Source organism: Sorangium sp. So ce406, assembly GCF_051474675.1.
Lineage (GTDB): Bacteria > Myxococcota_A > Polyangia > Polyangiales > Polyangiaceae > Sorangium > Sorangium cellulosum_G.
The window spans coordinates 5318866-5337651 of the sequence record NZ_CP150340.1; the positions used below are offsets into that span (position 1 = coordinate 5318866).

The 18786-nt window shown below is 72.2% G+C and carries 14 protein-coding genes; 9 read left to right on the forward strand and 5 right to left on the reverse strand.

The genetic code is table 11. From position 1 onward, the window contains the following. Window positions 1-46: 46 nt before the first annotated feature. Entirely contained in the window at window positions 47-628 is a 582-nt protein-coding gene (locus WME96_RS19530; protein ID WP_437291613.1) for a hypothetical protein, read from the forward strand. A gap of 31 nt (window positions 629-659) precedes the next feature. On the opposite strand, the gene WME96_RS19535 is transcribed toward WME96_RS19530, so the two are convergent. After that, window positions 660-1715, reverse strand: a complete 1056-nt coding sequence (locus tag WME96_RS19535; protein WP_437291614.1) for a hypothetical protein — start codon at window positions 1713-1715, stop codon at window positions 660-662. A gap of 175 nt (window positions 1716-1890) precedes the next feature. On the opposite strand from WME96_RS19535, the gene WME96_RS19540 reads away from it, so the two are divergent. From WME96_RS19540 to WME96_RS19555, 4 genes are all read left to right on the forward strand, one after another. After that, window positions 1891-3330 carry a serine/threonine-protein kinase gene (locus WME96_RS19540; protein ID WP_437291615.1) on the forward strand — a complete coding sequence of 480 codons (1440 nt, stop codon included), beginning with the start codon at window positions 1891-1893 and terminating at the stop codon, window positions 3328-3330. Between the two features lie 197 nt (window positions 3331-3527). Beyond that, window positions 3528-4505 carry a pyruvate dehydrogenase (acetyl-transferring) E1 component subunit alpha gene (pdhA, locus tag WME96_RS19545; protein ID WP_061613850.1) on the forward strand — a complete coding sequence of 326 codons (978 nt, stop codon included), beginning with the start codon at window positions 3528-3530 and terminating at the stop codon, window positions 4503-4505. Beyond that, window positions 4502-5485 carry a pyruvate dehydrogenase complex E1 component subunit beta gene (locus tag WME96_RS19550; protein ID WP_437291616.1) on the forward strand — a complete coding sequence of 328 codons (984 nt, stop codon included), beginning with the start codon at window positions 4502-4504 and terminating at the stop codon, window positions 5483-5485. The genes pdhA and WME96_RS19550 overlap by 4 nt, the downstream gene beginning before the upstream one ends. Before the next feature lie 39 nt (window positions 5486-5524). Then, complete coding sequence (locus WME96_RS19555; protein WP_437291617.1) at window positions 5525-6850, forward strand: pyruvate dehydrogenase complex dihydrolipoamide acetyltransferase; 1326 nt, start codon at window positions 5525-5527, stop codon at window positions 6848-6850. Between the two features lie 126 nt (window positions 6851-6976). Here the strand turns inward: WME96_RS19555 and fxsT are convergent, their stop codons facing one another. The 3 genes from fxsT to WME96_RS19570 form a co-directional block, all read right to left on the reverse strand. After that, window positions 6977-9847 carry an FxSxx-COOH system tetratricopeptide repeat protein gene (fxsT, locus tag WME96_RS19560; RefSeq protein WP_437291618.1) on the reverse strand — a complete coding sequence of 957 codons (2871 nt, stop codon included), beginning with the start codon at window positions 9845-9847 and terminating at the stop codon, window positions 6977-6979. Between the two features lie 146 nt (window positions 9848-9993). Next, complete coding sequence (locus tag WME96_RS19565) at window positions 9994-11070, reverse strand: ATP/GTP-binding protein (RefSeq protein WP_437291619.1); 1077 nt, start codon at window positions 11068-11070, stop codon at window positions 9994-9996. 26 nt (window positions 11071-11096) lie between these two features. Then, complete coding sequence (locus WME96_RS19570; RefSeq protein WP_437291620.1) at window positions 11097-12605, reverse strand: SIR2 family protein; 1509 nt, start codon at window positions 12603-12605, stop codon at window positions 11097-11099. Window positions 12606-12816: 211 nt separating this feature from the next. Between WME96_RS19570 and WME96_RS19575 the strand changes: the two genes are divergently transcribed. Together WME96_RS19575 and WME96_RS19580 are read left to right on the forward strand one after the other, a co-directional pair. Further along, window positions 12817-13782, forward strand: a complete 966-nt coding sequence (locus WME96_RS19575) for a formylglycine-generating enzyme family protein (protein ID WP_437291621.1) — start codon at window positions 12817-12819, stop codon at window positions 13780-13782. Between the two features lie 122 nt (window positions 13783-13904). After that, the gene (locus tag WME96_RS19580; protein WP_437291622.1) at window positions 13905-14849 is read left to right on the forward strand and encodes a metallophosphoesterase family protein; all 945 of its coding nucleotides are present in this window, start codon (window positions 13905-13907) and stop codon (window positions 14847-14849) included. Window positions 14850-15019: 170 nt separating this feature from the next. Here WME96_RS19580 and WME96_RS19585 read toward each other — a convergent pair whose 3' ends face one another. Further along, on the reverse strand, window positions 15020-15226 hold the full coding sequence (locus WME96_RS19585; protein WP_061613859.1) for a cold-shock protein: 207 nt from the start codon (window positions 15224-15226) through the stop codon (window positions 15020-15022). 791 nt (window positions 15227-16017) lie between these two features. Between WME96_RS19585 and WME96_RS19590 the strand changes: the two genes are divergently transcribed. Both WME96_RS19590 and def read left to right on the forward strand, forming a co-directional pair. After that, the gene (locus tag WME96_RS19590) at window positions 16018-18147 is read left to right on the forward strand and encodes an ATPase, T2SS/T4P/T4SS family (protein WP_437291623.1); all 2130 of its coding nucleotides are present in this window, start codon (window positions 16018-16020) and stop codon (window positions 18145-18147) included. Window positions 18148-18198: 51 nt separating this feature from the next. Continuing rightward, window positions 18199-18711 carry a peptide deformylase gene (def, locus tag WME96_RS19595; RefSeq protein WP_437291624.1) on the forward strand — a complete coding sequence of 171 codons (513 nt, stop codon included), beginning with the start codon at window positions 18199-18201 and terminating at the stop codon, window positions 18709-18711. Window positions 18712-18786 lie beyond the last annotated feature (75 nt).

Below are 18786 nucleotides of genomic sequence, written 5' to 3' on the forward strand. Positions count from 1 at the left end.
CGATGAGCCGAAAGCCGCGCGCCGGGCGTCAGGCGCAGGAGGACCGATGAACCGACACCGAGCTTGGTCTGTCGCAGCCGCCCCCCTGTGGATCGGCGCCGTCGCGCTCTCCGGCTGCGGCGGCGCCGCCGCGCAGGCGCCCGCGCCCATGGCGCCGGAGCCCGCCGGCGCGATGTTCACGCCGCAAGAGGAGGGTCGCCCCGAGACGGCCGAGGATGCGCTCGCGGCGCTCGAGCGCGCGGAAGGCGAGCTCGACCGGGTCCTCGGCGCGCCGTCGGACACCGCCAGCGGCGAGGGGCGGGCCGTGGAGTCCGCGTCGCCGGCGGCGCCGCCGCCCGCGCCGGCGACGTCGCCCTCGCCCGCGCCGTCGCCGCCGACGGCGTCCGACAGCGCGCCGAGGGCGACGGCCGCCGGCGCAGCGCGCCCGAGCAAGAAGGCCGAGCCCGAGCAGGTGACCGCGACGCCGTGCGAGACCGCGTGCCGCGCGCTCGCCTCGATGGACCGCGCCGCGCAGCACCTCTGCGGGCTCGCCGGCGACGCGGACCAGCGGTGCGACGCCGCGCGCACCCGGGTGAAGAACGCGACCGACCGGGTCGGGGCGCAGTGCCCGCGCTGCGCCGAGCGCTAGCCGGACGCGCGCCAAGCCGACGCCGACGATGTCACGGGCCCGGCGCGAGGAGCTGCAGCAGGCGCACGTTCTTGTACACCTCCCCGAACGACCCGGCCGCCTTCTGGCCGGCCTTGGCCAGCACGTCGAGCTCCTCCGGGCGAACGTCCACCTGGACCGTGAGCCGGCCCGCTCCCTGATCCACCGCGAGCGTCGCGCGCTTCGCGATCTCCGCGAGCCCTGCGCCGGCCTCCGGACCGGCGAGCGCCTTCAGCGCATCGACGTTCGCGCGCTTCTCCTCGAGGAGCTTCCGGAGCTCCTCGGCCGCGTCGCCCGACGCGGCGTCGATCGCGACGGTCGCGGAGAGCCCCCCCTTCGTCGAGACGCCGAAGGTGACGGCGCGCGGGCCCGTCGAGCCCGTGAGGATCGCGCGGAGGCTCGGCTTGCTGTCGGAGAGCAGGGCGACGCCGAGGACGGGGCGATCCCAGCCGATGTGCGCGAGGCGCGACGTGGCCTCCTCGCGGCTCGCCAGCGACGTGCCGGCCTCCTCGGCGTCGATGCTCGCCCGGAGGTCTGCCTCGGCGCCGTACAGCAGGATCGATCCGTCGCGCACCGCGATCGCGTCCTCGCCGGCGCGGAGCAGGTACTTCACGCCTTTGTACTCCGCCGGCACGTAGCTGTGCTCCGCCAGGCGCTGCGCGAGCTTCTGCTCGTCGAACCGCCCGCGCGCAACCACGAGCGACGGGGAGAGGATCAGCTTGTCGACGTCGAACCCGAGGTCGATGCCCGTCGCCTTCTTGATGTCGTCGCGGGTGCGCTCGACGTGCTGCCGCACCGGGCTGCCCTCCGCGCCGAGCGCCTTCAGATCGATCTGGTGCGGGTCGACGATCACCACGCCGGGCGCGCTGCCGTGGACATACTCGAGGAGGGATTCGTCCTTCGGGAACGTGGCGGCGCGGAGGCGCGCCAGGCCGAAGCCGAGGAGCCCGGTCTGCTGGGCGAGGACGATGGAGAACACGAGGCCGAGGAGCACGATGTACTTGGCCTTGCCTCGCTTCTTGGTAGCTCCGGCAGTCCGGGCCGGCTTGGACGCGCTCTCGGTGCTCATCTATGCTCGCTGCGCCTCCCTGGGGTACCGCGTGCCGCCCGGGTCCGCGAAACCGCTTCCGCAGACCCCGAGCGCCGCTCGTCGACCCGGAGCGCGCTGCGGCAGAGCATAACCGGAAGCTGGACGCCGGCCAGGCCTTCCGCCGGGGCCGCCGGACGGATAGAAACGACGCGACGTGCCTGGATCCTCGTCCCCCGATGACGGCCGCGGCGCGCTCGGACCGCCGAGCGACTGCGCCGCGCTGCCCGCCGCCCTCGGCCGCTACCATGTGCAGCGCCTGCTCGGCGAGGGGGCGATGGGGCGCGTGCTGCTCGCGCACGATCCGGTGCTCGATCGCGACGTCGCGCTGAAGCACCTGCGCGACGATCTCCGCATCCCGCGCGACGTCCGCGAGCAGCTCGTCGTGAGGATGCGCCACGAGGCGCGCGCCGCCGCCCGCGTGACGCACCCGAACCTCGTCACGCTCCACGACGTCGGCGAGGATCCGGACTTCGGGCTCTACCTCGTCTTCGAATATGTCGAGGGGCCGACGCTGAAGCAGCAGCTCCTCGATCGCCCGCTCTCGGCGGCGCAGGCGGCGCGCCTCGCGCGCGAGCTCGGCGAGGCGCTCACGATCGCGCACCGGGCCGGCATCGTTCACCGCGACATCAAGCCCGAGAACATCATCCTCTCCGCGAAGGGCGGCAAGATCGCGGACTTCGGCATCGCCCGCATCCCGGACTCGACGCTGACCCACCAGGGAGGGCTCATGGGGACGCCCGCGTACAGCGCTCCGGAGACGTTCCGCGCCGGGAAGTTCTCGCCCGAGAGCGATCAGTTCTCGCTCGCCGCCGTCATGTACGAGGCGATCTCCGGCAAGCGCGCGTTCCCGGGCGACGACGCGGTCTCGGTCGCGTCGAAGATCGCGAGCGACGAGCCGTCGCCGATCGCGCGGGAGATCGGCGTACCGCCGTCGCTCGATCAGGTGCTCGCGCGCGGCCTGTCGAAGCGACCCGAGGAGAGATACCCGAGCTGCGACGCGTTCGGCGCCGCGTTCGCCGACAGCCTCGAGTGGGCCGCCTCCAGCCAGATGCCGAGGCGCACGCTGGAGCCGCCCGTCGCCGCGAGCGCGGCGCTGGCCACGGATCCGGGCGCGCTGCGCGCGGACCCGCTCGACAACGACTTCCCGCCCCGCGAGCGGAAGACGGGGCAGATCGTGCTCGGCGCGGCCGTGGTCGTGGCGACGGCGATGCTGCTCGTCCGCACGGCGATGCGCTCGACAGACACGCCGGTCGAAGCGCCCCCCGCGGAGCCGGCGCCGGCCGCGTCGTCCTCGGCCACGGCGGAGCCCGAGGCGCCGCGGCCGCGCGTCGCGCCGTCGGCGCGGCCCGCGCGGCCGAAGCACGAGCCGGGGGACACCGCCGCGCACGCGCCACGCGCGTCGGGCAGCGCGGAGCCGAGCGCGAGCGCGACGGGCAGCGCCCCGAGCCGGCCGGCGTCGGTCGCCGTCCCCGAGGACGAGGAGCACGAGGAGGCCGCGGACGCGGGGACGCCGGAGACCGACGACATCGGCGCGCCGGAGACCAACGAGCCGGGCGCACCGGACGCCGGGGCGGCCGATGCTGCCGCGCGTTGAACGGCAGAGAGCGCAGATGCGTTGTCACGCGGGAAAAACTCTCCTAAAGGACCCCGGGTAAGCGGCGTCGCTGTCCGGAACGGCGGATGTCAACCGCCTCGCCGGGTCCCTCGCGGGCCCGACGACGCACCCCCATCACGCCGATCGCCGCGCTGGCGACTGTCTGAATTGCTGCCTTGCCCCCTGAGATCTCCGCGATGACTACCCAGACAAACGGCGACGATCTCCATCTGTCGCTCTACCGAAAGATGTTCCAGATACGCCGCTTCGAGGAAGAAGCGGCCCGCGCCTATGCGCAGAGCAAGATCGGTGGGTTCCTTCATCTCTACATCGGTCAGGAGCCCATCGCCGTCGGCGCGACCGCGGCGCTCCGCCCCGATGACTACGTGATGACGACCTACCGCGATCACGGCCTCGCGCTCGCACGCGGCATGAGCGCGCGCGCCGCGATGGCCGAGCTCTACGGCAAGGTCACCGGGTGCTCGAAGGGGCTCGGCGGCTCGATGCACTTCTTCGACAAAGAGCACAACATGCTCGGCGGCTACGGCATCGTCGGCGGCCACATCCCGATCGCCGTCGGGACGGCGTTCGCGTCGAAGTACCGCGGCGAGGACCGGGTCTCGATGGTGTTCTTCGGCGAGGGCGCGGTGAGCATCGGCGACTTCCACGAAGGGATGTCGCTCGCGGCGCTCTGGAAGCTGCCGATCGTCTTCGTCTGCGAGAACAACGAGTACGCGATGGGGACGCCGCTCTCGCGGACGCTCTCGGTCGAGGACGTCTCGCAGAAGGCGCTCGCCTACGGGATGGAGCGCGACCGCTTCAACTCGGAGCACGTGCTCCAGGTGCGCGACCGCCTCGGCGAGGCGATCGCGCGGGCCCGCACGCACTCGGAGCCGACGCTGGTCGAGATCAGGACGTACCGCTTCCGCGGCCACTCGATGAGCGATCCCGGCAAGTACCGGACGAAGGAGGAGCTCGAGGAGCGAAAGAAGAAGGACGTGCTCCTGCGCTCGCGCGTCGAGCTCGAGGAGAAGGGGCACAAGGCGGCCCTCGAGGCGATCGAGAGAGAGGTGGAAGACGAGATCGCCGATGCGGTCCGCTTCGCCGAGGAGAGCCCCGAACCCGGGCCCGAGGTGCTCGAGCCCACAACCTATGCAGGACCTTTTGCGCGATGACCGTCCTAAGATTCCGTGAGGCGGTTCGCGCCGCCATGATCGAGGAGATGGAGCGCGACGAGCGGGTGTACCTCGTCGGCGAGGAGGTCGGGCACTACCAGGGCGCCTACAAGGTGACCGAGGGGATGCTCGACAAGTTCGGCCCGAAGCGCGTCATCGACGCGCCGATCACCGAGAGCGGGTTCACCGGCATCTCGATCGGCGCCGCGATGGTCGGGCTCCGGCCGATCGTCGAGTACATGACGTGGAACTTCTCCGCCGTTGCGTTCGATCAGATCCTCAACAACGCGGCGAAGCTCCGGCAGATGTCCGGCGGGCAGCTCACCATCCCGCTCGTGCTGCGGGCGCCGAACGGCTCCGCGCGCCAGGTCGGGTCGCAGCACTCGCACTCGATGGAGCACTTCTACGCGCACGTCCCCGGCCTCAAGGTGCTCGCGCCGGCGATGCCGGCCGACGCGAAGGGGCTCCTCAAGTCGGCGATCCGGGACGATAACCCGGTGCTCTTCATGGAGAGCGAGACGCTCTACGGCGTGAAGGGCGAGGTGCCCGATGACCCGGACTTCGTCGTGCCGCTCGGGGTCGCCTCGATCGTGCGCGAGGGGACGGACGTCTCGATCATCGCGTGGAGCCGGATGGTGCACGTGGCGCTCGAGGCGGCCGCCGAGCTCGAGAAGCAGGGGATCAGCGCCGAGATCGTGGACCTGCGATCGCTGCGCCCGCTCGACGAGGAGACCATCGTGCGGAGCGTCGTCAAGACCCACCGCGCGGTCGTGGCGCACGAAGGCTGGCCGTACGGCGGCGTCGGCGCGGAGGTCGCCGATCGCATCCAGCGGCTCGCGTTCGACGAGCTCGACGCGCCCGTGCTGCGCGCGACGACGCTCGACGTCCCGATGCCCTACAACGCACGGCTGGAGCAGTACGTGATCCCGCAGGCGGCGCGGATCATCGAAAACGTTCACCGCGTTCTCTACAAAAGCTGACTGAGCGGACGCACATCCCCGATCAAGGTTGATAGACCCATGGCGAAGGTTCTGGAACTGCCGAAGCTGTCCCCGACCATGGAGGAGGGGCAGATCAGTGCCTGGCACAAGAAGGAAGGCGACGCGATCGACATCGACGATCTGCTCGCAGAGGTCGAGACCGACAAGGCGACCATGGAGTACAAGTCCTTCGATCGAGGGACGTTGCTCAAGATCCTCGTGCCTGCGGGCAGCGTGGTTCAGCTCGGCCAGCCCGTCGCGATCCTCGGCGCCCCGGGCGAGGACATAAGCGGCCTCGCCGGCGGCGGTGCTCCGGCGCAGAAGCAGAGCGCGCCGGAGCCTCAACCGAAGGGGGAGCGCGCCCCGGAGCCGGCGGCCGCGGCGTCGAGCGGCGACGTGCCCGTGACGGCCCCGCCGCCCGCGGCGCGCGGCGAGGCGGTCTCGCCGCCCACGCAGCCGGCAGCGCCGCAGCCGTCCTCCGGGGGACGCGTGAAGGCGTCGCCCTACGTGCGCAAGCTCGGCCGCGAGCGCGGGCTCGACCTGAGCAACGTCGCTGGCACGGGGCCCGGCGGGCGCATCGTCGCCCGCGACCTCGAGGGGCTGAAGGCGGCGCCGGCCGCGGCGGCGCCCGCGCCGGCCACGCCGGGCGAGCTCGCCGCGCCGGAGGTGCGACCGCTCAGCATGATGCGCAAGGCGATCGCCCGGCGCCTCACCGAGTCCAAGCAGACGGTCCCGCACTTCTACCTCTCGATCGACGTCGACGCCGATCCGCTGAACGCGCTGCGCGAGCAGATCAACGCGGACCTCGCGGCGACGGCCGCCGAGGGCGAGAAGCCGGCGAAGGTCAGCTTCAACGACCTGCTCGTGAAGGCGTGCGCGATCGCGCTCGTGCGCGTGCCGGAGTGCAACGCGCAGTTCACCTCGGACGCGATCCTCGTTCACCGGCGCGTCGACATCTCGGTGGCGGTCGCCGTCCCCGAGGGTCTCGTCACGCCGGTGGTGCGCAACGTGGACCGCAAGCAGGTGCTCGAGATCGCCGCCGAGGTGCGCGAGCTCGCAGGGCGGGCCAAGGCGAAGAAGCTGCGGCCCGAGGAGATGGCGAACGGCACGTTCTCGATCTCGAACCTCGGCATGTACGGGATCGACAACTTCGGGGCGGTCATCAACCCCCCGGAGGGCGCGATCCTCGCCGTGGGCCAGGTCCGCCGCGAGCCCGTCGTGCGCGGTGAGCAGATCGTGCCGGGCCGGCGCCTGAGCATGACGCTCTCCTGCGATCACCGCGTCGTCGACGGCGCGGTCGGCGCGACCTTCCTCAAGGTCCTGCGCCAGCTCCTCGAGCACCCGACGCAGATCCTGGTCGGCTAGCTCGTCACTCCGCGCAAGGAAAGCCAACACGCAGAGGACGCCGGGCTCCCTCCCCCGGCGTCCTCGCGCGCCGCGCGCCGCTGAACCGCCTCGATCGCGAGCGGCGCGCGCTCGCCACGCGGGCGCTCAGGTCGCCTCGACGCCGCCGCCGAGCGCGTCGCCGAGGCGCGCCAGGTTTCGCGAGAAGATCTGCACGGACGGGTGCGTCGGCCCGAGCGCCTTCGTCGCGATCGCCACGGCGCGCTCTATCTGCTGCCATGCGCCCGATAAGTCGCCGAGCGCCTGCAGCACGCGGCCGAGGTTGTTCACGATGCTCGCCACGACCGGGTGATCCGGCCCGTACGTGGCCTGCGCGATGCCGAGCGCCCGCTCGAGCTGCTCGCGCGCGCCGGGCAGCTCGCCGAGCGCCTGCAGCACGCTGCCGAGGTTGTTGCAGCCGATCGCCACCGCGGGGTGATCCGGGCCGTAGGTCGCCTCGGCGATCTTCAGCACGCGCGCGAAGTTCGCCCGCGCGCCCTCGAGGTCGCCGAGATCGCGCAGCACGCTGCCGAGGTTGTTGATGTCCCGCGCGACGTCCGGGTGATCCGGGCCGTACGTGTCCTCGACGATCGCGAGCGCGCGCTCGAAGTCGGCGCGCGCTCCGGCCAGGTCGCCGAGATCGCGCAGCACGCGCCCGCGGTTGTTCAGCGCCAGGGCGAAGCGCGGGTGGTAGCAGCCGTAGCTGTGCTCATCGATCTTGAGCGCTTCCTCGAACTGCTCGCGCGCGCCCTTCAGGTCGCCGAGATCGTGGAGCAGCCGCCCGAGGTTCGTGCGGCCGATCGCGACCGTCGGGTGGTCCGGTCCGTAAGCGCGGATGTCGATCGCGAGCGCGCGCTCGAGGTGCACGCGCGCGCCCGCGAAGTCGCCGAGATCGCGGAACAGCGCGCCGAGGTTGTTCAGCCGTATCGCGACGCTCGGGTCGTCGGGGCCGTACGTCGCCTCGTCGATGGCGAGGGCGCGCTCCAGGTGCTTGCGCGCGCCGGGCAGGTCGCCCTGATCCATGAGCACGCTGCCGAGGTCGTTCACGTCGCGCGCGACGTCCGGGTGATCGGGGCCGACGCTCGCGATGTCGATCGCCAGCGCGCGCTCCAGGTGGGCGCGCGCGCCGCCGAGATCGCCGAGGTCGTGGAGGACGCTGCCGAGGCTGCGCAGCACGGCCGCGACCTTCGGCTCGTCAGGGCCGAACACCGCCTCGTGCAGCGCGAGCGCCCGCTCCAGGTACCCCTTCGCCTCCGCGTACGCCGCTCGCCCCTGCAGGTAGACCGCGAACCTGGCGAGCAGCCGCCCGCGCACCTCCTTCGCGACGTCGTGGGCCTCGGCCTGGCTCGCCGCGGCGAGCGCGTGCGGCAGCCAGCGGGCGCAGAACGGCCACGTCTCCACGTCGTCGCTGCTCTCGGGGAACGCGTGGTCCACGAGGCGCACCGCCGCCTCGGCCCACATCCGCCGGTCCTCGGGCGCGAGGCGATCGCGGACCACCGCCTGGACGAGCCGGTGCACCGACAGCGCGCCCTCGTGGACGTCGATGAACGAATAGCGGCGGAGCGCGGCGACCGCCTCGTCGAGCATCAGCGGATCGCTCAGCGCCTCCGCGAGCGCGGGCGGCAGGTGCGGCGCGGCATCGGCGAGGCCCTCGCGCGGGATGTCGTCGGGCGCGAGGAACGCGCACAGGCTGAGGAGATCGACGGCGACGGGGGAGAAGCGCTGCGCCTCCTGGAACGCGAGGCCCCAGGTGGTGGCGACCGGCGTCGGGTAGTCCATCGGCACGCCGCGGAGCAACAGCTCGCGCTGGTGGTCGCCGAAGACAGCGTGGTACGTCGCGATCGACGACCTCGTCTCCTTGATGGTCGCGGCCGCCTGCACCAGCGCGAGCGGCAGATCGCCGAGCGTCTCGGCGAGCTTCTCCGCGGCCCGCTCGTCGCTCTGCCCCGTCCGGCCGAGCAGGAACTTCACCGAGTCGGCGCGATCGAGCGCCGGCACGGTGAGCGGCGTGGCGATGCCGCGGAAGCTCGGGTTGCGCGAGGTGATCAGGATGTGGCCGGTGCGCGGGTGCGGGAGGTACGGCGCCACATCCTTCGGGTCGTTGACGTTGTCGAAGACGAGCAGCCACCTGTCGTTGCGCGACAGCCAGGAGCGGACCGCCTCGATCGCGATCCGCTGGTCGGCCTCGTTCTGCTCCGGCAGGTCGAGCGCCGCGGCGAGGCGGGCGAAGTCCTCGGCCGCCGTCGCCGGCTCCTCGGCGCGGACCCACCAGACGACGTTGTACTGGCTCGCGTACCGGTGCGCGTACTCCGCGGCGAGCTGCGTCTTGCCGATACCGCCGAGGCCGCTGATCGCCTGCGTGAGCGCCGCCGGTCCCCCCGTGGTGAGCGCGCTCCGCAGCTCGTCGAGGAGCCGGTCGCGCCCGGTGAAGCCCGGGTTGCGCGGCGGCAGCTTCTTGATGTGCGGCTCCGCGTCGGGCGAGCTGGACGGCCGCCGGGTGACCGGCCTCAGCGTCGGCGGCTCCGTCTCGCGGACGGCGCTCCGGATCCCCTTCGCGATCTCGGTGAACGCCTCGCTCTGGTTGGGGTAGCTCGTCACCGGCCGCGCGCGGTTCGGGAGCGGCTGCAGCCTGCCGAGCAGCGTCTTCTCCCAGGCACAGGGGCGCAGGATGACGGGGATGACCCGGCACTCGCCCGCGTCGTGCCGGGCGAGCGCGTCCCGGATCTCCGGCGTGAGCCACCCATCGGCGGAGAGGAAATCCGCGCTCACGAGCAGCAACACCACCCGGGCCTCGCGCAGCCGCGCGGCGATCACCTCGCGCCGCTCCTTCCCTCCGCCGAGCGCGAAGCCTTGATACGTCCGGATGACCCCTTGCCGCTTGAGCGCGTCGAGGTGGGTCTCGAGCTTGGGCCGTAGGTCCTCGTCCCTCGGGGAGTAGGAGAAGAACACGTCGGCGGGGCTCGTCGCCAAGGCAACCATAGTTCCTCTCGCGGGCCTTAAGGTCTCACGACGGACCTGAAGCGCAACGAGAATACGCGGTCGGGAAAGACCCAGGAAGAGACGGTATATGACGCTCTCGGCGGATACATGTGGGTCGAACCTCCATCTTCTTCCGGGGGTGTGCCCTACCCCGAATCCGGCTCCGTCCTACCTTCGCGTTCCTCTTCCGTGCTGGGGAAGAACCTGCCGGAAGCCTGGACGATGCGGCGCGCCGCCTCCATCCATTGCCGACGGTCGTCCCGTCGTAGCTGGTTGCGGACCACGATCTTCACGAGGCGGTGGACGCTGAGCGTCTGCAGCCGCACCTCGATCAGCGAGTGCAGCCGCAGCACCGCGATCGCGTCGTCGAGCGCGAGCGGGTCGTACTCGCTCAGGGCCCGCCGCGGGATCGCGTCCATCGGCAGGAACGAGCACAGGCTGAGGAGCTCCGCCGCGGCCTGGTGGCTGAACACGGCGGCGAGCGCGCTCTCCCACGCGGTCGCCACCGTCACCGGGAAGCTGACCGGCCGCTCCAGGAGCGCGGCCGGGCGCTGGCGGAACAGCGCGAGGTACTCCGAGAGCGGGCGCCCCGTCTCCTCGATGTACGCGCCGGCCTGCGCCAGCGCGAGCGGCAGATCGCCGAGCTCTTCCGCGAGCGCGTCGGCCGCCTCTGCGTCGGCCTCGCCCGTGCGCCGGAGCAGGAAGCTCACCGACTCGGCGCGCTCGATGCCGCGGACGTTCACCGTCGTGAGCCCGCGCCAGATCGGGTTCTGCGACGTCGCGATCACGTGGCCGCCGTGCGAGATGCTCGGGAGGTAGGGCTCGACCTCGATCGGATCGCGCACGCCGTCGAACAGGAGGAGCCAGCGCCCGCGGCGGCCGAGCCTGCTGCGCACCGCAGCGACGGCGCGGGCCGCATCCAGGAGCTCGTGATCGGGCAGCCGCATCTCGGCGGCGAGCGCGATGAACGCGGCGTCCATCGTCGCGGGGCTCTGGCCGTCGATCATGAAGACGATGTCGTAAGCCGCGGCGTTGCGGTACGCATGCTCGATCGCCAGCTTGGTCTTGCCGGTGCCGCCGAGCCCGCAGAGCGGCGCGACGCCGCGCTTCGCGAGCGTGGCGCCGATCTCGGCGAGCAGATCCTCGCGCGCAGCCAGGTTTCGGCTGCTCCACGCCGGGACGCTGAAGATCCCGGGCGGCGGTGGCACCTCGGATTGGCTCACCGGCTGGGCGCCGGGCGTCGGTGAGCCTACGGGGGGTTTTGGGTGAGCTGCTCGACCTGCTTTCGGATGCCCTTGGCGATGTCGGTGAAGGCCTCGCTCTGGTTGACCCAGCTCGTCACCGGGCGCCCGCCCCGCGGCAGGCTCGCCAGCCTGCCGAACGGCGCGCCCTCCCAGTCGCAGGCGTCGAGGATGACGGGGATGACGCGCGCCTCACCCCGCTCGTGGCGCTCGATCGCCTTCTGCATCTCGACGTCGTAACAGAAGTCCGACGCGAGGAAATCCGCGCTGATGAGCAGGAGGATGACCTTCGCCGTCTCGAGGTGCTCGGCGAGCGCCCTGTCGCGCTCCTCGCCGGCGCCGATCTCGCCGTCGTGCCAGCCGCGGATGACGCCCTTGCGCTTGAGGATGGCGAGGTGCGTCTCGAGCTTGTCGCGCAGCTCGCGGTTGCTCTCCGAGTACGAGAAGAACACCTCGATCGGGCTCGCCGGCGGCTCGGACGCGCGATCGCGCCGCGGCGCGCCCAGCGCCCCCGGCATCGTGACCGTGTCGTCGTAGCCGGCCGAGTCGGGCGGGAGCTCGTAGGCCGGGAAGCCGAGCGGCGACGACGACGGCGGCAGCTCCAGGTCGGGGATCGGGGGCGGCAGGATCGAGCGCGACGGGCGGGACGTCGTCGCCGCGCGCGCGCGGGGCTCGCTCATGCGCTCGAGGATCTCGAGGGCCCTGTCGTGGCTGCCGTCCGGCGTCTCGTAAGGCAGGAGCAGGAACCCCATGTCCCCGAGCATCGTGCGGCGGTAGGGCGTCAGGCTCGCGCTCGGGACGATGACGAAGCGGGGCGGCGGCGAGCTGCCGGAGAGCGCGTGGATGTCCGACAGCATCTCGTCGAAGTTGCCGTCAGCGCGCCCAAAGCCGATGAAAAGCACGGGGCAGTTCGAGAGCACGGCCGTGAGCGACCTGCGCACGTCGGGGGCCGCGATGGACGCGAGGAAGCGCTCTCGCGCGAACACCCAGCTCCCCGGCTCCTTCAGCGTGCCGTGCAGCTTGAGGATGAAGCGCCGGCGCCACGCGACGTCGTCGGTGACGCGCCACATGGTCTCCCACTCGTGGCCGAAGGCGCGCTCGAGCAGGTGGTTGAGGTTCGTCGTGAGCACCGCGCGCAGCTTGCCGCGCAGCGCCGCGATCGCGAGCGCGATGCGCGGCGGCTCGAGCCCCTCGTCGTCCAGCGCATCCTCGACGAAGGCGTTGAACTCCGCCGCGCCGAGCGCGTGCTCCGCCGCGCCGAGCGCCTCGCTGTAGCGCTGTGATCGCGCGAGCGCCGCGACCTCGGCGGTCACGACGTCGTCGCCGACCTGCTCGCGCACCCGCTCGACGAGCAGGTCGACGAGCTGGCGCCACGTCGGCAGCCCGGCCGCGGCCGAGATGCCTCCCCCCACGAAGAGCACGAGCTCTCCGCTCTCGAACGCCTCGTGGAGCTCTTCGATCACCGCGGCGTCGACCTCCGCGCTCGTCGTGTTCGCGTTGTCCATCAGGGTTGACATCGAGCCCCTCGAGTCTATCGCTCCTCGGCGCCCGGCGCACTTTTGCGGCGCGTCGCGCGCCGCCTCCACGGGCGGCGCGCGACGCCGGATCGAGCGTCCGGCGGCCGGCTCCCCGCGCTCACGACGTCCCAGACGACTGCCCTCCGGCGCCTCGACGAGCTCGGAAGAGGCGGAAACAGTCTGCGAGCCTGGACCATGCTACGCCTCCGACATGCGTCCGGCGGCTCTCCTCACGCTGGCCACGCTGGCCTCGCTTTTCGCGGTCTCCATGGTCGGCGTGGCTGCGCCTCCTCCCCGCGCGCGGCGCGCCCCGCGCCTCCCGGCGGCCTCGGAGGCCGCGCTCTCGGCGGGCGCCGGCGGTCAGCGCGCGCGCTCGCCCGCGAGCGTCGTCGCGCTGCGCGCGCCCGGCCCACCTGCCGTCCTCGTGCGCGCGGGCAGCTTCACGATGGGCTCGAGCGAGGTCGAGATCGCGCACGCGGTGACGCTCTGCAAGCTCGAGCCGGCCGGAGAGCTGTGCGTCGAGGAGACCGAGGCGAGCTTCGCGAACGAGCTCGTGCCGCACGAGGTGTACCTGTCGGACTTCTGGATCGACCGCACCGAGGTGACCGTCGCCAGCTACCGCCGGTGCGTCTCGGCCGGACTCTGCACCGAGCCGCCCTACGCCTCCGGCGGGCGGCGCTTCGATCGACCGGAGTACCCGGTGGTGCTCGTCTCGTGGAGCGACGCGCAGCGCTACTGCGCCTGGGCCGGCGGTCGCCTTCCGACCGAGGCCGAATGGGAGCGGGCGGCGCGCGGCGTCACCGGTCGTCGCTATCCCTGGGGGCACGTCTACAACCCCTTCCATGCGAACCACGGTCGGCTGTCGTTCGATGAGCTCGACGACGGCGACGGCTTCCTCGAGCTCGCTCCCGTGGGCGCGCTCGTCGCCGGGCGGACCCCCGACGGCATCGACGATCTCTCCGGCAACGTCGAGGAGTGGGTCGCGGATTACTACCATCCCGAGTATCCAGCCGGCAGCGCGAAGGACCCGCGAGGTCCCGACATGGGGGAGGAGCGCGTGCTGCGGGGCGGCAGCTACATCCAGGGTCGACCCTGGCTGCGCGGCGCGGCGCGGGGACACGATCTGCCGACCAGCCGCCGCGCGTGGCGCGGCTTCCGCTGCGCGCGAGACGCCTGAGCCGACGCGTAGGTGATGCCGCGCGCGGGCGACGGGCGCTCGGGGCGCGCGGGTGATGCGCGGCGCGCGATGAGCCCGCACGGCGATTGGCCGCGGCGCGGGAAGGGCCCATACTGGCGCCCGTGAGGATCGCGCACCTCTCTGACCTGCACCTCCTGTCCCTCGAGGGGGCCATCCCGTTCCGCCTCCTGAACAAGCGGCTCACGGGCTACATCAACCTCCGCTTCCGGCGCCGCGCCATCCACAAGCCGCACGCCGTGCACGCGGCGGCGAAGGAGATCCGGCGGCTCGGCGTGGACCACGTCGTCATCACCGGCGACGTCTCGAACCTCGCGCTCGAGCGGGAGTTCGTCCTCGTCCGTAACTTCTTGCAGGGCGAGCTCGGGCTTCCTCCCGAGCGGGTGAGCATCGTCCCCGGGAACCACGACGCGTACACGAAGGGCGCGCACCGCTCGCAGCGGTTCTCGCAGTACTTCGCGCCGTACCTGCGCTCCGATCTCCCCCTCGATCCGCCGGGCGAGAGCGACGCAGGCGGGGCCGCCCGCGATGGCGGAGGCTCGGTGTTCCCCTTCGTGCACCTGCGCGGCCCCGTGGCGTTCATCGGCCTCTCGACCGCGTGGCCCCGTCCTCCGCTGGTGGCCTCGGGGCGGCTCGGCGCCGTCCAGCTACGCGCGCTGGAGCGCGTGCTCGCGCACCCGGAGGTGCGGCGGCGAACGCCGATCGTGCTTCAGCACCACCCGTTCCACAACCCGACGAGCCGGGCGAAGACGCTGCTCGAAGGCCTGGGGGACGCCGCGGCGGAGGGGCGGCTGCTCCGGCAGGTCAGCCGCGGCCTGTTGCTGCACGGGCACTTGCACCGGCGGATCCACCGCAAGCTGCACACCGAGCGGGGTCACATCGACGCCGTGGGCGCCGCCAGCGCCTCGCTCCTCCACGACAGCGACGAGCGGATGGCCGGGTTCAACCTCTACGAGGTCGACGACGCAGGGGCGATCAAGGGAATCAGCTCTCACCGCTTCGTCCCTGGTCAAGAGACGTTTCGCGAGGTCGCGGTCCCCCAGCGATGAGCGCGCCTGGGGCGCTCTGCCGAGCGCCCCACCGGAGCGGCGCGCGGATCATCCGCCACGCGCAGAAACCCGCCTTGCGGGCGCGCGATGTTCGGGCTCGGAGGTAAGGTGGATCGAGCGCAGCGGAGCGCTGCGCGGGCAGTCCGGTGGGGCGCTGGTCAGGAGGCGAATCAGGCGGTGGCGCGCATCACGTTGACCGCCTGGAGACCTTTGGGACCTTCTTTGATCTCAAATTCAACGGTCTCGTCCTCGAACAGACGGCGGCGACCCTCCCCGTTGATCTGCGAATAGTGAACGAAGACATCGGGGCCAGTCTCCTGCTTGATGAAGCCCCAACCCTTCTCATCGTTGAACCACTTTACCTTGCCAACTGCCATATTTCCTCCACTTCAGAGCTCGTCGCTACCCGAGGCGCGCAGGCTGGGAGTCGGGAGTAGACCGCGGGCTGCGGTCCCTGTTTCCCGATGCGGGCTTGGCTGGTTCCAGCAAACCCCCCTCTGAGGACGAATTAACTTGCGCAGGGCGGCTGCCCAGACGCTGGTTTCTGTGCGTGCGCGGTAACTTCGACGATTCTCCCCGGTCCGAGCGGGCGCCAACGTAAACGGCTCGACGCGCCAAGGTCAAGCGATGATGGCTCGATCCGCGCGCGCGCGAGGCAGTGGCCGCCTCACCGGCAGTCCCGCCTTGCAGCAGATCCGGACGAGAATGCTCCGCCGTACAGCAACTCCTGACAGCGAGCACGCGAGCACCATCGATGACGGGCTCGCCGCGAAGCGCAATTCGCGCGGCCGTCAAGATTTGCGCTCTTATCGAAGAGCCTTGTACGTCGGCCGTGCGTGGCGTCGCCCTCTCCATCGTGGTCTTGCGACGTCACGCGACGGCCATCGCGCTCCGGACGCGCGATGCCGTCGCGCCCGCCCCGATGCCACGGCCGCCCGGCGCGCAGCGCCCGCGCCGCCCCCTCGCGCGCGCTCGACCGCGCCGCCCCCTCGCGCGCGCTCGACCGGCCGCCCCCTCGCGCGCGCTCGACGCGGGCCTCGGCTCCGCCCGCTCGGCGCCCGGCGGCAGGAATCGCAGGCATCTCGTTGACATGTCTGTTCGAGCTTGCTCGTATGGCGTGGCGAGGGCATCGGGTCTCACCTCCGCCCTGGCCCCGCGAGGCGACGAGATGTTCTCGGTGATCATCAGCGAGAAAGGGGGCGCGGAGCGCCGCGAAACCTTCGACCGGACAGAGATCAACGTCGGTCGCGTGCAGGGCAACGACCTGATGCTGCCGAAGGGCAACGTGTCGAAGCGGCACGCCCGACTCCTGTTCCGCGACGGGCGCTTCATCGTCACCGATCTCAAGAGCACGAACGGCACGTACGTCAACGGCCGGAAGATCGCCCAGGCGACGATCGTCCGCGAGGGCGACAAGATCTACATCGGCGACTTCGTGCTGAGGATCGAGACGGCCGCCGCCGGCACGGCGCCTCCGGACAGCACGGCGCCTCCGGCGCGCGTGCCGGAGGAGATGGGCCCGGGCGATCCGGCGCACCTGCCCGATCGCGCGCCGCCGTCGGCCGAGAAGGGGCTGCACCGGTCGGCGCCGCTGCCGCTGATCAACGAGAAGGGCGAGCCGTCGCGCACCGGCCAGGGCGTGATCAGCCACTTCCCGCTCGAGAACGATCCGGACGAGTCCGTCGATGCGGCGGCGCCCGTCCCCGGTCCGCCGCGCATCCCCTCGCCCCGCCCGCCCATCGGGCCCGGATCGCCGGGCGGCGCGTCCGTCCCGCCGCTGCCGGTCCCGCCGGCGACGCCCAACGTACCGGCGGCGCGCGACGGCCGCGGCGTCTACCCCGGCAACCCGACCGCGCAGATGGCGCGCCCGTCGCCGACCGCGACGCCGCTGCCGGGACAGGGCGCCGCGAACACCGTCGCGGTGCCGCCGCAGGGCGCCGCGAACGTCGCCGTCCACCCGAGCGTGGTCCCCATCCCCAGCCGGCGCGCCATCCCGCCCGTCTCGGACCGGGTCGACCGCGGCCAGGGCGACTCGGCGCAGGCGGTGGCGCACCGCAGGGCGCTCGGGCGCCTCATGGATCGGCTCGCCGACGCGATCGACCTCGGGCCGCTCGACGGCGGGGCGCCGCCGGACGCCGCGCTCGCCCAGCGGTTCGAGCGCGCCGTCGCCGAGAGCGCGGAGGCGACGCGCGCGGCGGGCGAGCTCCCGCCCGAGGTCGACGCCGAGGCGCTCCTCGCCGACGCGCAGCGGGAGCTGCTCTCGCTGGGCCCGCTCGATCGCCTGCTCGAGGACGCCGAGGTGAGCGAGATCCAGGTGTTCCGCCACGACCTCGTGATCGCGATGCACGGGCGCCGGCGCGTCATCGCAGAGGTCGGGTTCAGCAGCGAGCGCGCGGTCGAGCGGGTGATCCGCCGCCTGTGCAGGATGGCCGGGCAGCCGCTCGAGGAGGGCGCGCGCTTCGTCGAGCGGATCCTGCCGAAGGGGCGGCGGCTCTTCGCCGTGCTCCCGCCGGCCGCGGCCGCCACGCTGGTGATCCGGAAGCCGCAGCGCCCCGACGTCACGCTGGAAGACCTGGTGCGCAACGGGACGATCTCGCGCGCCATGGCCGGGCTGCTCTCCCAGTGCGTGCTCGGGCGCGGCAACCTCCTCGTCACGGGGACGCGCGACGCGGGGACGAGCTGGCTGCTCGGCGCGCTCGCGGCCGCGGCGCAGCCCGACGACCGGTTCGTCGTGCTCCAGGACGAGGACGAGCTCGTGCTCGACCAGCCCAACACGCTGTCGATCGCGCTCGGTAGCACGGCCGCCGAGCGGACGCGGGCGGTGCAGTCGGCCGCGCGCATCCGGCCGGAGCGGCTCGTCGTGAGCTCGTTCTCGGGCCACGTCGCGGCCGAGCTCGTGGATGCCATCGGCTGCGGCATGGACGGCGTGCTCGCCGCGGCGCGCGCTCCGACGCTGCGGCAGGCGGTGACGCGCCTCCCCGCCGACATCGCCGCGACCCGCCCGGGGATCGCGCCGGAGACGGCGCGCGAGTGGCTGGCGTCGTCGTTCGACCTCGCGATCGAGATCGCGCTGCTCCGGGACGGCCGCCACCGGGTGCTCCGCATCGCGGAGCTCGCCATCGAGAACGGGCAGATCGCGATTCGCGACGTCTTCACGTTCGTGGTCGAGCGGACGGCCGCGGGCGGCGCGCTCGAGGGGACGTTCCACCCTTCCGGGCTGGTGCCGGACATCGTGGAAGATCTTCAGTCCCGCGGGGTCACCGTCGACACGTCGACCTCGTTCCGGAGGAACCGCTAGATCGTCTTGACGGGCGCCCGCTTGAAACGGAGGTTATGCTGTTGAGCAGCCATGGCCATCCGCACCATCCTCCACTATCCCGATCCGCGCCTGCGACAGAAGGCGCAGCCGGTCGGGGACGTCACCCCCGAGATCGTGAAGCTTATCGACGACATGGCCGAGACCATGTACGCCGCGCCCGGCGTCGGCCTGGCGGCCACGCAGATCGGGGAGCCACACCGAATCTTCCTCGTTGACGTCGCCGCCGACAACGAGCCGAGCAACCTCCTCGTGTTCATCAACCCGGAGATCGTGCGCCAGGAGGGGCAGCAGACCGGCCCCGAAGGGTGCCTGTCGTTCCCCGGCATCAGCGAGGACATCAAGCGCGCCGAGCGCGTCCGGGTCCGTGCCCGCGGGCGAGACGGGGCGGCGTTCGAGATCGCGGCCGACGGCCTGCTCGCCGTCGCCATCCAGCACGAGCTCGATCACCTCGACGGCGTGCTGATGATCGACCGGATGGGCACGCTCAAGAAGCGCATCGTCCAGCGGAAGATGCAGAAGCGCGGCGCCGAAGCGGCGGGCTGAGCCGCGAGGGCATTCCGAGCCGCTCCGCGCGGGGCGGGCCGAGCCGCTCCGCGCGGGGCGGGCCGAGCCGCTCCG